A 20,724-nucleotide genomic window follows, 5' to 3' on the forward strand; every position below is an offset into this window, starting at 1 on the left:
AATCTGTTTATTGAAATGTGATGCTTGCACATGAGCATTAATTCGAGTGTTTCTTTCATCAAAAACTATTTCATTCCTCATCATTGCTCATAGAAAAGGACAAAAATCATTTTATAAAAATTGATTTTTGTCCCTTTTTAATTATATTTGAAACTTTTAATTATACGTGTTTATCTTTCGTCCACCATAATGCTTTATCAGGATTATCTTTATAGTACTCATATTCTTCGTTACTTTCGACATTAGGATATGAACCTTTAAGTGATTTGCCTGCTGTACTTACATGTAATAACGAAATAATGATAATACCTACAATACTCACGGCTGTTAAATAATAAGCCGGAGATAAAGGGTCACCTGTTTTCGCTACAAGTGAAGACGCAATTAATGGCGTCGTACCACCAAATAAAGATACTGATACATTAAACGTTACAGCTAAAGTTCTATATCTAATATGTGTATAGAACATAGTTGGTAATGAACCTGGCATAGTCCCTTCATATGTCGATAAGAAGAAACCTAAGATAAAGATACCAACGATAATGAAAATAATTGACGTTGTTTGGAAAAGTGAAAAAGCAGCAATACTAAACACTGCAGTACCAACCAATCCAATTAAAAATACATTTTTCTCACCAATTCTATCGGCAAGTCGACCAAACATTAATGCTAATGGAATCATTACTGCCATAACAACTGTAATTAAAACAGATACTGTTGTACTATCTAATTTAATAATTTGTTGTAAATATGACGGCATATATGAAGTTACCATATAATTTGTACAGTTAAAGAACGCAACTGCAACAAAACATACAATAATATCTTTATAATAATATCTAATAATAGTTAAGAAACCAATATTATCTCTTTTCGGTTTATCTGCAAGTTCATTTTCGTATACTGGAGATTCTTCTAGTTTTCTTCTTAAATAAAAACCAAAGATACCTAAGAATAAGCCTAAGATAAATGGAATTCTCCAACCCCACGAAGCCATTTGATCATCATTTAAGAAGAAGAATAATAATCCACTTAATACTGATGCAGCAATATAACCTGATAATGTACCAATTTCTAGTCCAGAACCAAGTGTATTTCGTTTTCTATCTGGCGAAGATTCTGCTATATATACCATTGCACCTGCATATTCTCCACCTGTTGAAAATCCTTGTAACACTCTACCTAACAAGAGCAGTATAGGGGCCCAAACGCCAATTTGGTCATATGTAGGCAAAATACCAATGAGTAATGTAGAGAATGCCATCATAATGATGGTTGTTGTTAATACTACTTTTCTACCGTATTTATCTCCAATCATACCGAAGATAATACCACCGACTGGTCTAAGTAAGAACGCGATTGCAAATGTTGCAAACGTAAATATTGTTTTGAGTTGATCATTTTCTACCGAACTGAAGAAGTTTTGTCCGAGTATCACTGCTAAATAAGAATACAAACCAAAGTCAAACCATTCCATTGCGTTTCCGATACCTGTGGCAAACACAGTTTTTTTAGCAGTTTTGGGATCAACCTTATTTATACTACTTTTATCAAAATCCTTTTCATAATCCATGAATATGTCCACTCCCTTTAACATGTTATACAATTATACGTAGTTAATGAATATTGTCAAACTGACCTCAACCTTTCCATCACTAAATCGCTCATTTTTATGCAAAAAATGCATATTACCCTTTTATTTTTTGTGCATATAAAACTTATAACAAAATAAAAAATGAGTTTCCATTAAGTAAATATGGAAACTCATTTTTTTGTTATATTTATTTTTATTTTGTCATTTTCATTTAAAATAATTAATTTATTAGATTTTTCAATTTTAACTTTAATAACTTCTGATATTTCAATAGATTCAACATACTTTACTTTGTAAGCTGACCAATTCACTTTTGCTTTTGTAAGCGCTATTTGAACTACCATTTGACCAGGAACAATTTGCTTATGTACTGGATTATAATCATTAATCAATGTTAAATATTCACTTACTTGCTTTAAATTTAACTCAAACATTTTAAATACACTCCAAAAAAGTTTGTGTAATAGATATACATTTATATTTATTTTTATTAATTTCTAATTTGACTATATACTTCATATATTGACGTACTTTCTTACACCCAACAATATACATATGTGCTAAATAATATTCATTTACACTGAGAGGTCGTATTTGAGTAACCTCGGTTTCTTTTAGTAAAATTTCATTTTCTGTAAATTCTTGAAACAAAGTGAACTCTGGCCATAGCTTTGCGCACATAAGTGGCGGGACTGAGTTAGTTAACTGATCACCAAATAGTTGGTTGTAAACATCCACTTCCTTATCACTAAATATAACTTCTCTAACTTCATGACCATCGTTCAAATAATGCCGCATTTCCCATGCCACCTCCAATCCCCATAGTTGCAATAGTTCTATAGTAATCCTTCATATAAAACAAGCGTGTAACTAATGCCGCACCACTTGCACCATATGGATGCCCTGAAGCAATTGCCCCACCATATATATTCAACTTATTTAGTGATATACCTAACTCTCTTTGACTTGCTAATACTTGAGATGCAAATGCTTCGTTTAATTCTATAGCGTCTAATTCATCTATTGTATGTTTATTTCTCTTAAGTAATGTGTTTACTGCAGGAACTGGTCCAATTCCAAGTAACGTAGGATCAACTCCCACTGTAATACCATCTTTAAAAGTTAAACCCTGTTGTATACCATAAGCTTCAGCCATTGCTTTATTCATAACTAATAATAATACTGCGCCATCGTTCTTCATACAACAATTTCCTGCAGTGACTGTGCCTTCAGTTAACAATGGTTTCAAGCGATTTAATGTGCGTTCATCCATTCTTTCTTTAATACTTTCGTCTCTGTTAAAAATTTCCCCCTTCACTTCTAACGAAACAATTTCCTGATTAAGTTGCTTTTGTTTATAAGCCATAATCGTCTTTCTATGACTTTCTAATGCAAATGCATCCTGATCATTTCTTGATATATTATATCTTTGCGCTACATTCTCTGCAGCTTGTATCATCGATGGATCTTGGTTATCTGGTGCAAAAGAAGCACGTTCAAAAAATTCAGGTAACTGTGTGTCATATACGGATTGTGGCCTTTTAATCTTCCATGGCGCTCTACTTGTACTTTCAACGCCACCAGCTATATATATAGATCCCGCGCCTGCTTGAACCATTCGACATGCGTGTATCACTGCTTCTAACCCAGAACCACATTGCCTATCTAATGTTAGTCCAGTAATATTTTGGTTCAATCCAGCTTCTAACAAAGCTTTCCTAGCAATATTGCCACCGTTTCCTATTACATTACCTAAAATCACATCATCAATTTCTGTCATTATGTCTACATATTGTGCATTAAAATGCTCAAATAACGGTTTTAATAATGCTTCTGGTTCTAAATGCTTTAATTTTCCACCATATTTACCAAATGGTGTTCGTTTCGCTGCGACTATAACCGCTTCATTCATTATTTTAATTCACCCTTTAAATAAAGACTTTTCATATATTTGCGTGCAATTTTACCACTTTGTGTATAATGCATTTCACTTACTTTTACTAACTTTGATGGCATCTGATAACGAGCCAAATAGTGAGTTAAAAAATATTTAAACTCACGATACTTCACTTGGCACTCACCTGTATAAAGCAATACAGCGATTTCGCCAAATTTTGAATGAGGCTCACTAATGACTAATACTTCATTGAATTCTTTAAAATTTTGAGCAAAATATTCTATTTCACTTGGATAAACATTTCGACCTCCAATAATCATTCGATCATGTTGGCGTCCATGTAAATATAAATAGCCTTCTGAATCTAATGATGCAAAATCACCAATTTCTATCCAGTAACCATTTGGAAGTGGATCCCCAATATATCCACTAAAGAGCATGTTACTCTTAACTTTTAATTTACCAATACCATGTTCATCAATTTGGTCGAGATTGATTGTAACATTAGGGAACAGTTTGCCTACAGAATGACTAGGCGCATCATTATTATAGTTATAACTAATAAAACTTGCCTCCGAAGTTCCAAAGAACTCTATTAATATAGCATTAGGAAAATGTATTGCTACACTCTCCCTTAAACTATGTTGCAATTTATCTCCAGTGGTAAAAATATATCTAATTTGTTGCATAGTACTATTCCAAGCAACACAAGTATCTAACATTGTAGGGACTACAAACAAAACGCAATGCTTTATTGCTTTGTCTGTCTTCAATATATCCATTAATACTTGTGCATTAAATTGTTGCTGCCCAATAAATTTCCGACCACTATACAAAGCAAAGACGCACACAAATAAAGATAACGAGTGTGATAGTGGTCCTGGCGCAATCATTGTATCAATTTCAGTTTCCATTAATTTTTCAGTTTCTTCATATGAATATAACCATGACAACTCATTTCTATAATATGCTTTAGGCAGACCTGTCGTTCCAGAAGTAAAACCAATATGTAATATATTTTCTATTTCTGTAGTATTTTGTTCTACTTGTTCAAATAATATGACTGTTAAATCATTATTTATAAGATATGCAATATCGTATTTTTCTATTAGTTTATTTACTTGCTCATGAGTCCATCGAAAATCCATAACACAAGGTATGCAACCTTTTTTGATTAAAGCCAAATAATACAATACTGTAGACATCGGGTTGTTCATCGTAAGCGCAACACATTGATTTTCAGGAATATCATGCAATTGTTCTACAACCTCTACTATACGTTCTTGCAACATTTTATAACTTATAATTTCTGCATCAAATTGAAGTGCACCATCATACGGTTGATATTGCGCATACCATTCAATATTTTTTAATAATTGCATTTTCATCACCTTATTGTTAACTATAATATTAATTATGTTAACATTTATTGTAGAGATTTCCTATTATTCAGTATAGCTATACACTTTTTTTCTTTTTCAACTACTTGTATTTTTTATTATTACGATTTCTACGATTTCTACGATAATAATATTTCCATTTTAAATAAAAAAGTCGATATGATTTCAGGACAGAAATACTATCCTCGACTCATACCGACTTCATTTATTATATGATTTAGAATACTTTAAACAACATTTGTAAGAAATAGAATTTTTAATATTGGAAGTTTTGATAGTTTTAAAATCAATTTATTTATGGACTGCTTCCAAAGCTGATTTTTCAACTGCATTGGCTACCGTTGTTACCACTTCTGAATTTAATGCATGTGGTATTACATAGTCTTTACTTAATTCACTTTCAGGAATAACATTCGCAATACCCTGTGCAGCAGCTACTTTCATTTCAGTCGTAATATTCTGCTTACGCGCATTTAAAATGCCTCTAAAGATACCTGGGAACGCTAATAAATTATTAATTTGATTTGGATAATCTGAACGTCCAGTTCCTACAACAGCCGCACCTGCAGCAATGGCTTCCTCTGGAAAGATTTCAGGTGTAGGATTGGCTAATGCAAAGATAATTGGCTGATCACTCATTGATTTAACGTGACTTTCATTTAAAACATTAGGTGCTGAAACGCCTATGAACACATCTGCCTCTTGAATCACATCATCTAAATCACCGCGTTTTTGCGTTAAATTAGTCACTTCAGCAATGGCTTTTTGTGCATCATTCATCCATGTCTCACCTTGACAAACTACCCCTTCAATACTTAATAACACGATATCTTTATATCCAGCACTTAATAATAATTGCGCAATTGCAATACCTGCTGATCCTGCACCATTAATCACTATTTGTACTTCATAATTTTCTTTCTCTACAACTTTTAATGCATTAATTAATGCAGCAAGTACAACAATAGCTGTTCCATGTTGATCGTCATGAAAAACAGGGATATCTAATTCTTCTTTTAATCTTTTTTCAATTTCAAAACAACGAGGTGCTGCAATATCTTCTAGATTTATTCCTGCAAAATTAGGTTGCAGTGCTTTTATAATATGAATAATTTCTTCAGTATCTTTAGTATCCAAACAAATCGGAAATGCATCTAAGTCCGCAAATTTTTTGAATAATATACTCTTACCTTCCATGACTGGTATCGCAGCTTTAGGTCCAATATCACCTAATCCTAAAACCGCTGTTCCATCTGAAACAATGCCAATCATATTACCTCTAGACGTCAATGTATTTACCTTTTCTTCATCTTCAGCAATCACATTACAAACTTCGGAAACACCTGGCGTGTATACCGTACTTAAATCTTCTTGTGTATTCACATCTACTTTACTATTAATTTCTAATTTCCCTGCATGTTTTTTATGAAGTTCTATAGATTCAACTTTATAGTTTTTTATAGTCATGTATTTCTACTCCCTTAATTAATTGTTATTTCGTCTTTTATTTATAAATAGCTTTGACTGTATGCTCACTAGCTCAATAATTTCATTAAGAATGTGGCAGCTATTACTGTTGATACGCCACCTAATCTTGTTGCTACTTGTGCAAAGGGCATTAATGACATGCGTTTTGATGCTGATAAAATTGCAACGTCACCTGTACCACCCAAGCCACTATGACATCCTGTAACAATTGCAGCGTCAACTGGATACATTTTCATCAATTTGCCGACAAAAAATCCTGAACTAATCATCGTTATAACAACTGATGCACAAATCACAATATATGCAGGTGAAACAATCTTAACTACTTCCTCCAAAGGTATATACAACATGCCTAGACCAACCATAAGCGGCCAAGTCAAACTTGTTGATATAAATTTGTATAGTTGGTGTGCACCTTGTTCCATTTTATTAGGCATTAATTGTAAACATTTAATCAATGTAGCCAACAAAATCATAATAACGGGTCCTGGAATACCAATAAATTTGTGTGCAAGATCACCAAAAATAAAGAATGTACAGGCTATTAATAATCCCGCTCCCATAAGTGAAAAATCTACTTTCTTATTATCGTCGTTTGTATCAGCTACCATCTCTTTATCATCAGATGTCTTTACCAATGTCCCATTACCAGATAATGACTTTTTCTTTTCACCTAGTCTCATCATTAATCCAGCTGTCACTACTGCAATAATATTACCGATAACGGCTGCTGGTATCATTTGTGCAACAAAGGATTCAGCAGATTCCCCTAAAATTGATGAATATGCTATTGATAAAGGTAAAATACCTTCTCCAATTCCTCCCCCTATAATAGGTACAATAATATAAAATAATGTATGCTTAATTTCATAACCAAACAACATACCTACAAGTAATCCAACAATGACCGCTGTTAATGTACCTACAATTAACGGAATAAACATACGAGTAAATCCCTGTATTAAAACTTTACTCTTCATTCCTAAAATACTACCGACAACGAGACATGAAATATAAAAATATAAGAAGTTTGATGTTTTCATTAATGTTGTGACGGCGTTCATTGAAGATGTATTAAACACACCTAAAAAGACTAAAGTAGATGGTATTAATAAAGCTAAAATTGCAGGACCACCTATATCTTTTAAAATTGGAATTTTCATTCCTAAATCACCAAACAATACCCCTAAAATCATAATAATTGCAAAACCACCGATCATATCAGCAGGTAACGCATTGTAAACTGAAGCAAGAAATATGATTACTGCTAATGTTATATATAAAGGTAAAGGTATAACCCCTACGTTCATATGCGTTAATTTCGACCATATTCGGTCATCTTTTTCTACCCCATCTATAGTAAGCGCTTTCATTTCACTTTTCGATATCATTGACATCCCCCTTAAATAATGAATATTCTCATAATATTGCTAAACAAGTAGGAATGATAGATTATGTAAATTTTTAAATCTTTTTGTAATTAAAAAAACCAAAAATATTTAACATTATTAAATAATAACGGGTAAACAGAATAATATTTTGGTTTATAAATGATTACAAGTAGAGTTATTTTAATAATCATTTATTATCCAAGTTATAAACTTTGATAAATTAGATGTAGCAAGAAATGATTTAATCAACAACATTACAGAGTGAGGTTGTTACTTATATTAGGAGTGATTCAATGACAAAATCAGTACAAGTTTATCACTATGACGCTTTTAGTACTGAAGCAAATAAGGGTAACCCGGCAGGCATAGTATTATGTGGTGACGACTTGAAAGTTGAAGAAATGCAAGCAATTGCCTTAAAAGTTGGATTCAATGAAACTGCTTTTCCACTTAAATCTAATAAAGCTGATTTAAGAATACGATTTTTTACGCCAGGTCATGAAATGAACCTTTGCGGTCATGCAACTATTGCAACACTTTACGCATTAAAGGCTAAGGGTTTATTACAAAACAAAACAGACTTTACAATCGAAACGAATGCTGGTGTGTTACCAATAAAAATTGGTAATGCAAATGGTGATGTTTATATTACTATGCAACAATCCTCACCACAGTTTAAAACATTCTCTGGTTCAATGACTGATTTAGCTAATGCTTTAGGTATAGAAACAAGCGATTTTGACGATAATTTGCCTATTGTTTATGGAAGCACGGGTGTTTGGACACTTCTTATCCCGATTAAAAACCTTGAAGTTTGTGAAAAATTAAATCCAAATAATGAACTATTTCCTTCAATATTGAAAGAAATGCCCCACGTTTCAATTCATCCATTCTGCATGGAAACGTATCATTTCAACACCGATATGCATGCAAGACATTTTTCCTCGCCCTTTTCAGGTACTAAAGAAGACCCAGTCACAGGTACCGCTTCCGGTGTAATGGGCGCATATTATATTAAATATATAGAACAAAGGCAAAGGATAACAAACCCTTTAACACTGCTCATCGAACAAGGTCAAGAAATAGAAAAGGATGGTAAAGTGAACGTTGAAGCTATAAGTCATACTGATGGATATGATATAAAAATTTCTGGAAATGCGGTTTACGTCAAAACCTTTCACATTGCTTTAGATGACATTTAAACTAATAAAAGCATGTGGATCATATATTTATGCCACATGCTTTATTTTAAATTGTCTTTGAAAATATAAAATGTGTTTTAGTATGACCATACTTTTGTATACTATCGACAAAACGTTCTACATCTATCATATTTTTAAATCTTACTTTAAAAATAAAACAACTTTCCCCAGATATCCTATAGTTCAATTTCTTCAAAGTGTTCAACTATTGGAAATGGGTCATAAAAATGGTGTAATAAATTTTTCCATTCTTTATATTCTGAAGAATTACGAAAACCTTTTGTATGATCTTCTAGCTTTTCCCATTTTACTAACAATAAATATTTGTTACTTTCCTCAAAACATTTATTCAATGAATAGCTTATATAACCATCCATAGAGCTAATAATTCCTGATGCTTCCTCAAATGATTTTTCAAAATCAAATTCCATGTTTTTCTTAACTTGTAACATAGCAGCTTCTAATATCATGAATTATCCCCTCAGTTGCTTTTTTTTATTAAAACTTTTAAATAGATATAACATTATTCTTAACGTTCTAAATATTACGTATAAATACTACTACATTTTTTTATAATTATCTGAGTCGAGTTTTTTAGTCAATTCATCTAATTTTTCTTTTGAGCTTGTCATTGAGAGTTCTTCAGTAGTATCGTCTTTAACTAGTCTATTGTCTTCTAGCTTATAATTTTCATATCCTTCATAGCTATATTTAACTTCTGAGTCAGTAAATTCACCTGTTTCAGTAATTTTTGTTGTTGTAATAAGCGTTAGATTTGTAGGTTCAATATCTGAAACAGGTGTTACTTTTTCACTTTGTTTATCTTCGTCTTCATCTGAATATATACTGCCTTCAGAATTTCCATTTTGAACTTTGTAATAATTACCTATATTTTCAGTATTATATTTTGTGTATTTGCTGCTTTCATACGCTTTATTAATTAACTTATTATTTTTTTCTAGAACCTCCGTGATGTTATCAAGATTATTAATATCTTTTAAATCTTTAACTTTCACTTTATAAGATTTACTACCACTAAAAGTGTTGGAACCACTGTTATTTATATCATCTACTAAATCCTGAGGGATTTTCAGATTAAGTTCTTCACCATTTTTTAAATTTCCATTATCAGGTACTGTGAACTCATAATTAGAAAGTGACAAATCTTTTAATGTTTTAGGTGCATCTTTACTTACTAAATTAAATGAACCTGCGCCATTCACACCAGTAAATTTTGGTTTTAAACCTTTAAATAAATCTTTGGCTGTTAAATTTTTAGGTTCTTCTAGCCCTTTCACTTTAAATTCTTTTGTGAATTCTTTGGCTTTCAATTTATAATCTTTTGAGATACCTTTTTTGATTTCTAATTTAACTTTGACTTTGTCCCCGTTTTTCAAATCAGTATCGTTATGTATATCAAAATCTACATTTTCCATTATTTTTGATGCTTGTCTAACTTGTTGTTGTTCTTCATAATTTAAATTTTCTTCTTCAATTTCTTCTGTGTTATTATCTTCAATCATCTTAATTACTTCTTTATTTTTGAAGTTGGATTGTTTTAATGCACGTACATAAAGCTTGTTCATTACTTTTTCATAGGAGTCATCTGTGATTTCTGCTGATCCTGATTTATTGTAACCACTAAATTCAACTTTCACATCATCCTCAACATTTACTTTATGGTTTTTCACTATCAATGTTGCGATAACAGCGATAATAATTACCAAAATTAATGCTCCAATCAAAATCCATTTAAATCTGTTTAAAAATTCTTTTATCTTCCCCATAATAAACCTCCAATTTATTTTCATAATAAGTTTATCTTTTATCAATACAATAATAAATAGTTTTTTTGATTTTTATCAATAAATTTTACGATTAATTATATTATAAATGTTTATTTTCAAATAAAATCATTTACTCTAATAAAAAGAATTACTTAATAACCATTAACCTAATCAATATAATTTGTGCTTTTAAATTTATCAATTTCTATAAAAACTTAAAAATTATTACCTTTAAGTAATATTTAATGTAAACAAACATTATGTTAAGCTTATTTAGTATTTATTTTTATAAATGCCAATTAGGAAATTTATTTTTTTAATATATCAACAGTTACACGTAAATTTTTCATTAGACCTAGTAAAGAGGTGTATCAATTTGTCCCCCAAAATTTTAGTCGTTTTATTAATTTTGCTATATCCAACATTCATTAAATTAAAAAACAAGAATAAACAACAGACTTATAATAGTTTAAAAGAAAATAAGTTCGGTAACTAAATAGACTTATTTAAACAGTTAATCCCCTCACTACATGCATTACAGTAGTGAGGGGATTAACTTTACTAACCAAAATATTTCTCTTTTATTTTAATCGAACGCCTTTGTTTTAATATCATGCTTTTTTAGAAATTGTTCTACTTTTTCTTGTTTTTTTCCATCAACTCTATCTTTATATTTAGCATTCAGATCTTCAATTTCTCCTATCGCTTTTAATTTAGACTTATCTGAATGTGACTCATTTTTCGTTTCATTTACTTTATCATTGATTTTACTCATTAATTCATTCACAGAAGTTACATAATCACTAACTTCAAAACTTCCTTTTTCATATTGTTCAGGTATTTGATTTGATTCTATAAAATGCTTAAAGTTTTCATCATTCTTGTGAGCCATTTTTGTTAATCTATTTAAATTTGCTTGATCCTTCTCACTTAACCCATCTCTCTCACTAATTTTTGAAGTATTTTCCTCCAACGTGTTAAACGTATCCAAATATTTCTTAATGTTTGAATCCATTTCTTCTTCACTAATAGTTTCGTCTACTTTTTGACTTGAAAATATTTCAGTTGATACCCCTGTCGCTTGTGCTTCTTTATCAGGGGTTTCATATTCTGACTTAGCATTATTGCAAGCTGTTAATAGTAATGTTAACACAATTAGTGACGAGTATTTTATAGCTTTCATTATCAAACCCTCTTTTCCTAAAATATATTTGTTGCGATTATAACATATTAATAAACTATGTTATTATGTATATAGTGTTTATCACAAAATATTATTTATTTTATAATTAGGTTTAAAATTTAAAATTCAAGAAAAAATGAATTGCTAATCCTATAATGATAAATGAAGAGTTTTTTCTATCTCTTATTTGTCACTTTACTTTAAATATAAACAACTAGTATTTTCCATAAATCAAATTCGAAGAAAGCAGTGAAGATATGATTACTAAAAATATCAAGTACCCTTATGCTAAATTAATGATGGATATTATAAGCATACTTTCCTTTATTGGCGTGATAATTACTATTATTATAAATTTTTATATGCATAAGAGTAGTACTACTTTTGAAATGGGTTTTAATGTCGCTGGCAGTAGTTTCATACTTTTATGTGTATTACTTTGTATTACAATTTTTAGTACTATTGCCTCAACTATATTTAAAAGAATAAACTAAATTTCTTGCTAAAAAGCTCCCCGAAACCTAACGTACAGATTTCGGAGAGCTTTTCTAATTATATTATGTAATATAATTACTAGAATTTATAAATTTTAACTCTAAACTTTTAAAACCAATTAGCATTATGTCCAAGTCTCTAACTAGTCAAAGAAATTCATTAATGTCATTACAAAAGTCAAAGCACAAGCAATTAGGATGACTGTCTTACCTTTTTCTGTTTTCTCATTTCCTTGCTTGTACTCTTTAAGTACAAACAACCATGACAGTATCACTAAAATACCCAAAATAATACTGATAAATTTCATTTTCAGCCCTCCTTTTATAAAGGATAACGCTCAAAAAAACTCGTTTTTAGGCATATCAGTCCTATACCTTTATTCTTAAACTATCATATGTAATATGCTTATTGAATTTAAAAATTCTTAGGTAATGTTTTAACAACTGTAAACAGCACAATAGTCTGGATTGTCACCATTATTACCAAACCTACTCTTATTAATGAATGGTCTATCATAAAAATCGAAAATCCTACGACAATATAAACACTAATCAATAACTTAAATTTATTTTTCAAAGTATAGCCTTTGTTGTTTTTAAAACTTTCTACATAAGTTATATAAACTTTAGTATTCACTAACCAGGTTTCAAATCTTTCCGAACTCTTCGAAAAACAAATAACAGCAACTAACAAAAATGGAGTCGTAGGTAATAGCGGTAATACAACACCTACAAAACCAATAACTGTAAATAATACACCCATAGTAATTAAAAAGTATTTCAAAAGAACACTCCTAAAGTTAATTAATTCCAATTATAAACTAATTATATGTCTTTTTGAACTTTAGACTTTAATCATAGTCCAAGTTGAGCAGTAGATATTAAATCTTAGGTTATAGACACTACAAAGATATACTTGAGACAGTGTTACTTAATTTCTAATTAATTGATATATATCGTTGTAGAAAATTGATGTTTTTCTTTTTAAACTTATATAAATAAACTGGTCTCCCTATACCATAAGTGAGTGATTCTTCGAGGATATCTATTTCTACTAGAAACTTTAAATATTTACGCACAGAAACTCTAGATATATGAGCCACTTCTGCAATTTCTGCAGTAGAAAACTCATTCTTTTCTGATTGATTCACATTATTAATTATCGCATGCAATGTACTTTGCGTTAAACCTTTAGGGAGTGTCGCTTTAGTTTCATTATTAGCATTGCTCTTATTAAGCAGCGCTTCATCTAACGCGGTTTGATCTACTACTTTACATTGATTAAATATTTGAAATTTATTCTTATATTTAACCAACGCTTGTTCAAATCTTTCAAATTCAAAAGGCTTAATTAAGTAATCAACCACTCCATAGTGTAGTGCAGCTTGCACCTTTTCTATATCTGAAGCTGCAGTAATTAGGATTGCATCTGTTTTCAACTGATGCTGACGTATATAATTTAGCAACGTTAGTCCACTTTCATCTGGTAAATAGACATCTAATAACACTAGATCAACCTTCTTACATTGAAGTATTACTGTAGCATCTTTAATGTTATGTGCGATATCATTTATATTAAATCCTTCTATTTTCTCTAAAAATTGCTTGTTTAATTGAGCGACCATCGGATCATCTTCAACAATTAATACATCAATCATCTTTACCCCTTCTTTCAATCGTATGGTATTTCAACTATAAATTTAGTATATCCATCCGAATCGTTATCGATGTTAATTGAGCCGTTTAACTTCTTAACACTTTCATTTATTAAATACAGTCCATATCCCCTATTGTCGCCTTTTGTAGAATAACCCTTTTCAAATATTTTTTGTTGCATATGCGATGATAGGCCTTCCCCGGAATCTGTAATATCAATTTTTAACTTTTGTTGAGTATAATTTAATTTAACTTTGATTATTTTGCTATTCTGATTTGCTAAAGCATCTATACTATTATCAATTAAATTACCAATCACAGTAATTATTTCATGTGTTAATTGATTATCATGCGGTTCCGGCACTATTTCATTTATATGAATCGTTAATTCAATATTTTTCTCTCTAGCCAAACTCAGTTTCCCAATTAGAAATCCTGCCAATGCTGCATCTTTAATTTGTGTAGCTATATTAACATTTTCTTGAACACTAAAACTCACAATTTCTCGAATATATTGTTTTACTTCCTCATAATTTTCCATTTGTAACATGCCCATAATAACATGTAACCTATTACTAAATTCATGAGATTGCGCTCGTAATGTCTCAGCATATGTTTTTACTCCTACTAACTGCTCAGATAATCTATTCATCTCTGTCTTATCTCTAAAAGTTGAAATTGCTCCAACGATTTGATTATTAACATATAATGGTACTCTATTCACCATTATTTTTACACCGTTAATATTTTGTTCTTCATCAACTTCAGGTCGGCCAATCTCTACTACGTTATGCAATTGAGTTGAATCCAAATATTCATTTATTTTTAGACCTATCGGATTTGCTGCTAAACCTGCTCTTTTAAATATTTGTGTAGCTGATTTATTTATTAAATTAATTTTACCTTCTTTATCTACTGCAACGATACCTTCATGCACTGACTGCAACATCGTATTTCTTTCTTCTAACCGTTTCGCAATAATTGCAGGTTCTAAACCATGTAGTATTTTTTTAATATATCTTGCCAATAAATAAGCACCAATTATACCGAAAAACATACCTATAATCAGACCAATAAAAATATCTCTCATTCCTGATGCAAATGCTTCATTTACAGTTTCAATTGGGATGCCAACTGCGACTAAACCAATCTGTTTACCATTGTCATAAATTGGGGTGAATGATCTTAATGATTTGCCTAAAGTTCCTTTAGACTCAGTTATGATTTCTTTACCTTTTAAAGCTGGGGATTCATCTCCGCCTTGAAACTTTTTACCTATCAAATCAGAATTGGGATGCGATTTTCTTATACTATTCATATCCATGACAACAATAAAGCTGACATCTGTAGCTGATTTAATTTCTGAAGTATAACGCTGTATTTGTTGCTCCTTACTTTTATCTTTCAAACCTCTTTTGACTATATTCGATTGCGCTGTTGTTCTAGACACAGCTTCAGCCTTCTCTTCAGCAGTTTTATGAATAGAGTTTTTAACTGTATTACCTATCAAAATACTAGTAATAACTAAAGAAATTAGCACAACAATACACACAAAAATAATAATTATTGTACTTAATTTCCATTGTCGTTTCTTCAAACATCTCACCTTCATCTCATTAGATGCTAAAACATCAATATATCCTAGCTTTATATTATTATTCCTAGTTAGCTAAATTCATTTATTTTTATCTATTTAATTCATATTAAATTATAAGCTTATTTTTTGAAAGCCCTTACTTTAATAGTTGGCAAACACTAATAAACCCATTATATATTTATAATATAAATTTTAACAACATAATAAATATAAAAAACCTCCAATTTAAGCTATATCTTACATCTGCATATAAACAAGATATAAATTAATAAGGCAGTATATGTTCACGAGAATATCAATAGCTGTGGTATATAGTCTAAAGTTCGCTCACGAAATTACGCAAAAAAAACTGTCAACAAAGTCGGAGACCTTGTCGACAGTTAAAAGATGTTAGTGATTTATGTGCCTAACCGCTTGAACATCTTTGTTATTCTAAATTTGCGTGGTTTTGTTGCATAGTTTCTTCATCTATATTCAGCTCTGGCATTAGATCTAAAACGATGCTGTCTAAAAATATTTGTGATGCTTGTTCGAATAAACTGCCTAAGGGTTGAGCCGAACCTTCTGCATCGTATTTAGTCCCCGCTGGTAACTCAATGATTGCATTAGTTAATTGACCGATGGGTGAATTTGGACTTGTCGTCATTAAAACTACTTCAGCGCCAACGCTTTTAGCTTTATCAGCTAAAAGTTTCAAATGCTCAGTTTTTCCTGATCCAGAAATAATTACAAATAAATCTTCTGAAGTAATGGAAGGCGTCGTTGACTCTCCTACAACATATGCATATTTACCTAGTTGGTTTAAACGCATAGCAAAACTATTTGCCACAAAGCCAGAACGACCCTTTCCAGCAACAAAAACTTGTTTCGCTTTAACGACCTGTGCTAAAAAAACTTCAGCTTCATTATCTTTCACATGTGAAAGGGTATGGTCTAGTTCGTCTAAGATTAGACGATAGTTTGTAATTTCAGTCATATTATCTGCCTTCAATCGCATCTTTACATTGTTTTGCAGCTTCTACTGGATCATCTGCATTAGCGATACCGCCACCAACTACAACTAAATCTGGGTCTTCTGCTACCACTTCTTTAATTGTATCGGGTTTAATACCACCGATTACCGCAACTTTAGAACTTTTAATTACTGATTTCACTTGGCGTAAACTTTCTAATGGTGATTCGCCTTCAGCCTGTAAATCATAACCAGTGTGAACTGCAATATAATCCGCACCTAATTCATCTAATTCTTTCGCACGTTTTTGTAAATCTTGTACTGCTATCATATCGACTAATAATTCTTTACCATGTTTATGTGCTTCTTCTACTGCAGCCTTGATAGAAGCATCTTCAGCAACACCTAAAATAGTTACTACGTCTGCACCAAACTTCACTGCTTGGCTCACTTCATAATCTGCTGCGTCCATAATTTTAAGGTCAGCTAAAACTTTAACGCCTTCAATATTATCATTTAAATGTTGTACCGCTGGTAACCCTTCATTTATCACAATCGGTGTACCAATTTCTACAATATCTACATAGTCTTTAACTTTATTTGCAAGCTCTGCCGCTTCCTCTTTGTTTAATAAATCAATTGCTAGTTGTAATTCCAAAATGATCATCCCTTCTTGAATTAGATTATCAAAGCCTCATTGGGCTTAGCTTACGCTTTAAAAATCTTACGCTTAAAATATTTACCCGTTTCCATATAATTAAAACTCAATCACTATAATCTAGGTGCTGCCTCATCATCAACATAAATTTCTACATTAGGATGTGCATGTAATATTGTAGCTGGCACATCACTATTCACTTCATTTTCAGCTAATTTCTCAATAGCCTCTCTTTTCTTCTCTCCAAATGCTAGTAAAATGATTCTCTGCGCTTTTAAAATTGTAGAAAGTCCCATAGAAATTGCCTGACTTGGCACTTCATCTCCATCTTCAAAATAGCGACTATTCGCATTAATCGTACTTTCTGTTAAATTTACAACATGTGTGGCACTATTCACATCTGTACCAGGCTCGTTAAAACCAATGTGTCCATTTTCTCCGATACCTAATATTTGAATGTCTACCGGACCTTGTTGGTTTATTAAATATTCATAACGCTTTGTTTCTTCATCTAAATTCTCCGCATTTCCATTTGGAATATGAACTAATGATGGATTAAAGTGGGGATAACGTTTGAATAATACGTCATTCATATATGTGTGATAACTTTGTACGTGTGCAGCATCAAGTCCTACATATTCGTCTAAATTAAATGTTTCTATTTGAGATACGTCTAACTTGTTTTTATTTAATAACTCGACTAAAAATTTATAGACTTCAACCATGGTACCGCCTGTAGCTAAACCTAATTTACTATGACATTGTTGACTCATCTGTTTGTATAACTCACAAGCTACATAAAAAGAAGCATAACTTCTCGTCCCAAGATTTGTTATTTTCATAAACAAATGCCCTCCTGTTAAGATGATCAAACTACTTTATACTACAAATGGTTATAACTTACATTATACGTTTTTATAGTAGTTTTAACAGAATTTGAATTTTAGAACCCACATTTTTTACAGAATAGAAATTATTTACATTAAAATGAGCAGAGTTATACATTTCTATTGTTGTTTTTAGTAGAATAGATAGATAATCAAAATTACAGTACAATTCTGGTATATAAAATTCACTTTTCAGGTAGCAAATGTGCAAAAGGCGGTTTAAACTAGACTATAGATATATTTTAGAGTACATTATTTGTACTAAATTTAAATCAAATGAATTTTGTAATGTTGGGTTTTGAAAGCAAGGAGGCAAAATTTTGGAAGAAATCAATCATGAAAAAGTACAATCTTTACTTTCTTCATATGAGCATAAACCTGTATACTTACACGTTGAAACAACAAATGGTGCTTACGCCGCACACTTTGACCAACGTATATTTAATGCAGGAACCTTTTTAAGAAATATTCAAGTGACTTATGAACATGCGCAACTTAAAGGTGGTAACAAAGACCCTTTCCGCGTTGGACTCAAATTAAAAGATAACGCTTGGGTTTATGTTCAAGGGTTAACACATTACGAAGTAAATGAAAATGGCGAGTTTCTATTAGCAGGTTTTAACTATGAAGGTCAATTAGCTGCTGCGTTAGAAATAAGTACTCAACCATTTAAAGCTTAAGGAGGGCATATTATGTCAGAGGAAAGCCAAGTATTAGTAATTTTTCCACATCCAGATGATGAATCATTCTCGTCTGCAGGCACACTCGCACGTTATATAGACAATGACGTTCCGGTCACTTATGCATGTTTAACACTTGGGCAAATGGGTCGTAATTTAGGTAACCCACCTTTTGCAACACGTGAAACATTACCGGACATTAGAGAAAAAGAATTAGAAAATGCCATGGAAGCAATAGGCATAACTGATTTACGTAAAATGGGATTAAGAGATAAAACGGTTGAATTTGAACCCCATGATGAAATGGATGCTATGGTTAAATCATTAATTGATGAATTACAACCATCTGTAATTATTTCGTTCTATCCTCAGTTCGCTGTACACCCAGACCATGAAGCTACTGCTGAAGCAGTCGTAAGAACTGTTGGTCGTATGGCAGAATCTGAAAGACCACGTTTACAACTTGTAGCATTTAGTAATGACGCACCTGAAAAATTAGGTGAACCTGACATTCTAAATGAGATCAGTGATTATAAAGAGGTAAAACTTCGCGCATTTGAAGCACATGCATCACAAACAGGACCATTTTTAGAACAATTAGCAACACCTGATGTCCCTGGAGAAGTGCACAGTTTCTTAGAAGTAGAACCTTATTGGACTTATAACTTTGAATCTTAAGTGGAGGCAATAGCATGACAGAATTTGACTTATCTACTCGAGAAGGTCGTTGGAAACATTTCGGATCCGTCGACCCTATTGAAGGCACTAAACCAACTGTAAAAGAAAATATGAAAGACTTGCAAAGCACGCATAAAGACTTTTTATTCGAAATAGAAGAAGTAGGCATTAAAAACCTTGTATATCCTGTACTTGTTGATCGTTTCCAAACTGCTGGAAATTTCAGTTTCTCAACAAGCCTTAATCAAGATGAAAAAGGTATCAATATGAGCCGTATTTTAGAAAGTGTGGAAAAACATTATCATAATGGTATCGAATTAGATTTTGACTCTCTTTATCAACTGCTACGTAGTTTACAAGAAAGCATGAACCAAAATGCTGCTGGCCTAGACGTGTCAGCAAAGTGGTTTTTTGATCGACACAGCCCAGTAACTCAAATTAAAGCTGTGGGGCATGCAGATGTTACTTATGGTCTAGCAATAGATAAAAAAGAAATAACACGTAAGGAAATCACAATTCAAGCTGCAGTAACCACTCTCTGTCCTTGTTCTAAAGAAATCAGCGAATACTCAGCCCATAACCAACGTGGTATTGTGACTGTCAAAGCTTACATCAATAAAGATGTTGAGTTAGTAGACGATTACAAAGGAAAAATTCTTGATGCTATGGAAGCGAACGCAAGCTCTATATTATACCCTATCCTTAAACGTCCAGATGAAAAAAGCGTTACAGAACGTGCTTATGAAAACCCAAGATTTGTAGAAGATTTAATCCGTTTAATCGCTGCAGACTTAGTCGGTTTTGAATGGCTTGATGGATTCGATATAGAATGTCGTAATGAAGAGTCTATACATCAACATGACGCCTTTGCAAAATTAAAATACAGAAAATAACATATAGCAATTAAAAAAAGTGTACAAAATGTCTGATTAACAAAGACATTTTGTACACTTTTTTATTTTACATATAAAACTTAAATTTTATGTACCTGTATTGTAGACTGTACTTTATTAAAATTTTGGTATGTTAGATTAAAATTTTAACCTTTACTTTAACTCAACTTCTCTGTTTTTAAAACAATAAATACTAACATTTAATTTTAGCTAATGTTCTATATACGATTTCCATATTAAAATGATTATGATAGTAACTTTAAATCAATTTTTATTAGATAAGTGTG

Annotated in this window: 21 protein-coding genes and 1 pseudogene; 4 read left to right on the plus strand and 18 right to left on the minus strand. The window is 31.4% G+C overall.

All coding sequences use genetic code 11. From position 1 onward, the window contains the following. Window positions 1–160: 160 nt before the first annotated feature. The 7 genes from ACM591_RS12310 to ACM591_RS12340 all read right to left on the minus strand — a co-directional run bounded on the left by ACM591_RS12310 (window position 161) and on the right by ACM591_RS12340 (window position 7,770). Complete coding sequence (locus ACM591_RS12310; protein ID WP_029377834.1) at window positions 161–1,573, minus strand: MFS transporter; 1,413 nt, start codon at window positions 1,571–1,573, stop codon at window positions 161–163. A 191-nt stretch (window positions 1,574–1,764) separates the two neighbouring features. Beyond that, window positions 1,765–2,028, minus strand: a complete 264-nt coding sequence (locus ACM591_RS12315; RefSeq protein WP_029377835.1) for a hypothetical protein — start codon at window positions 2,026–2,028, stop codon at window positions 1,765–1,767. A gap of 1 nt (window position 2,029) precedes the next feature. Then, window positions 2,030–2,392: a hypothetical protein gene (locus tag ACM591_RS12320; RefSeq protein WP_029377836.1), complete on the minus strand. Its 363-nt coding sequence runs from the start codon at window positions 2,390–2,392 to the stop codon at window positions 2,030–2,032. Further along, window positions 2,364–3,506, minus strand: a complete 1,143-nt coding sequence (locus ACM591_RS12325; protein WP_029377837.1) for a thiolase family protein — start codon at window positions 3,504–3,506, stop codon at window positions 2,364–2,366. Before ACM591_RS12325 ends, ACM591_RS12320 begins: the two co-directional genes overlap by 29 nt. After that, complete coding sequence (locus ACM591_RS12330; RefSeq protein WP_037557084.1) at window positions 3,506–4,873, minus strand: AMP-binding protein; 1,368 nt, start codon at window positions 4,871–4,873, stop codon at window positions 3,506–3,508. The genes ACM591_RS12325 and ACM591_RS12330 overlap by 1 nt, the downstream gene beginning before the upstream one ends. A gap of 309 nt (window positions 4,874–5,182) precedes the next feature. After that, complete coding sequence (locus tag ACM591_RS12335) at window positions 5,183–6,358, minus strand: NADP-dependent malic enzyme (RefSeq protein WP_326008739.1); 1,176 nt, start codon at window positions 6,356–6,358, stop codon at window positions 5,183–5,185. Between the two features lie 68 nt (window positions 6,359–6,426). Continuing rightward, the gene (locus tag ACM591_RS12340; protein WP_326008738.1) at window positions 6,427–7,770 is read right to left on the minus strand and encodes a 2-hydroxycarboxylate transporter family protein; all 1,344 of its coding nucleotides are present in this window, start codon (window positions 7,768–7,770) and stop codon (window positions 6,427–6,429) included. 293 nt (window positions 7,771–8,063) lie between these two features. Between ACM591_RS12340 and ACM591_RS12345 the strand changes: the two genes are divergently transcribed. After that, on the plus strand, window positions 8,064–8,972 hold the full coding sequence (locus ACM591_RS12345; RefSeq protein WP_225489285.1) for a PhzF family phenazine biosynthesis isomerase: 909 nt from the start codon (window positions 8,064–8,066) through the stop codon (window positions 8,970–8,972). A gap of 46 nt (window positions 8,973–9,018) precedes the next feature. Here the strand turns inward: ACM591_RS12345 and ACM591_RS12350 are convergent. The 11 genes and pseudogenes from ACM591_RS12350 to nagB all read right to left on the minus strand — a co-directional run. Next, window positions 9,019–9,153 (minus strand): annotated as a pseudogene (locus ACM591_RS12350) (Lrp/AsnC ligand binding domain-containing protein); the annotation flags it as partial. After that, on the minus strand, window positions 9,149–9,442 hold the full coding sequence (locus ACM591_RS12355) for an antibiotic biosynthesis monooxygenase family protein (RefSeq protein ID WP_058625488.1): 294 nt from the start codon (window positions 9,440–9,442) through the stop codon (window positions 9,149–9,151). The gene ACM591_RS12355 and the pseudogene ACM591_RS12350, both read right to left, overlap by 5 nt. 90 nt (window positions 9,443–9,532) lie before the next feature. Next, window positions 9,533–10,759, minus strand: a complete 1,227-nt coding sequence (locus ACM591_RS12360) for a hypothetical protein (protein WP_058625487.1) — start codon at window positions 10,757–10,759, stop codon at window positions 9,533–9,535. A gap of 586 nt (window positions 10,760–11,345) precedes the next feature. Next, entirely contained in the window at window positions 11,346–11,942 is a 597-nt protein-coding gene (locus ACM591_RS12365; protein WP_038678055.1) for an NDxxF motif lipoprotein, read from the minus strand. 637 nt (window positions 11,943–12,579) lie between these two features. Then, window positions 12,580–12,744, minus strand: coding sequence for a hypothetical protein (locus ACM591_RS12370; protein WP_167330430.1), 165 nt, complete (start codon window positions 12,742–12,744; stop codon window positions 12,580–12,582). Window positions 12,745–12,851: 107 nt separating this feature from the next. Continuing rightward, window positions 12,852–13,220: a YbaN family protein gene (locus ACM591_RS12375; protein ID WP_037557088.1), complete on the minus strand. Its 369-nt coding sequence runs from the start codon at window positions 13,218–13,220 to the stop codon at window positions 12,852–12,854. Window positions 13,221–13,374: 154 nt separating this feature from the next. Continuing rightward, window positions 13,375–14,094 (minus strand): response regulator, encoded by a 720-nt coding sequence (locus tag ACM591_RS12380; protein ID WP_038678053.1) that lies wholly within the window; start codon window positions 14,092–14,094, stop codon window positions 13,375–13,377. Between the two features lie 14 nt (window positions 14,095–14,108). Further along, the gene (dcuS, locus tag ACM591_RS12385) at window positions 14,109–15,689 is read right to left on the minus strand and encodes a DcuS/MalK family sensor histidine kinase (protein WP_326026174.1); all 1,581 of its coding nucleotides are present in this window, start codon (window positions 15,687–15,689) and stop codon (window positions 14,109–14,111) included. A gap of 427 nt (window positions 15,690–16,116) precedes the next feature. Further along, window positions 16,117–16,665: a 6-phospho-3-hexuloisomerase gene (gene hxlB / locus ACM591_RS12390; RefSeq protein WP_029377851.1), complete on the minus strand. Its 549-nt coding sequence runs from the start codon at window positions 16,663–16,665 to the stop codon at window positions 16,117–16,119. 1 nt (window position 16,666) lies between these two features. Beyond that, a complete protein-coding gene (gene hxlA, locus ACM591_RS12395) occupies window positions 16,667–17,299 on the minus strand; it encodes a 3-hexulose-6-phosphate synthase (RefSeq protein ID WP_029377852.1) in 633 nt (210 codons plus the stop codon). A 113-nt stretch (window positions 17,300–17,412) separates the two neighbouring features. Continuing rightward, the gene (nagB, locus tag ACM591_RS12400) at window positions 17,413–18,141 is read right to left on the minus strand and encodes a glucosamine-6-phosphate deaminase (RefSeq protein WP_225489286.1); all 729 of its coding nucleotides are present in this window, start codon (window positions 18,139–18,141) and stop codon (window positions 17,413–17,415) included. Between the two features lie 365 nt (window positions 18,142–18,506). On the opposite strand from nagB, the gene ACM591_RS12405 reads away from it, so the two are divergent. Genes ACM591_RS12405 through folE2 form a run of 3 tightly spaced genes read left to right on the plus strand, consistent with a single transcriptional unit; the run spans window position 18,507 to window position 20,437 of the window. Then, window positions 18,507–18,866: a YojF family protein gene (locus ACM591_RS12405; RefSeq protein ID WP_411848001.1), complete on the plus strand. Its 360-nt coding sequence runs from the start codon at window positions 18,507–18,509 to the stop codon at window positions 18,864–18,866. 12 nt (window positions 18,867–18,878) lie between these two features. After that, on the plus strand, window positions 18,879–19,544 hold the full coding sequence (gene bshB2 / locus ACM591_RS12410) for a bacillithiol biosynthesis deacetylase BshB2 (RefSeq protein WP_326026176.1): 666 nt from the start codon (window positions 18,879–18,881) through the stop codon (window positions 19,542–19,544). Window positions 19,545–19,558: 14 nt separating this feature from the next. Further along, a complete protein-coding gene (gene folE2 / locus ACM591_RS12415) occupies window positions 19,559–20,437 on the plus strand; it encodes a GTP cyclohydrolase FolE2 (protein ID WP_029377856.1) in 879 nt (292 codons plus the stop codon). Window positions 20,438–20,724 lie beyond the last annotated feature (287 nt).

It is taken from the genome of Staphylococcus sp. Ze2 (genome assembly GCF_048568365.1).
GTDB lineage: Bacteria > Bacillota > Bacilli > Staphylococcales > Staphylococcaceae > Staphylococcus > Staphylococcus xylosus.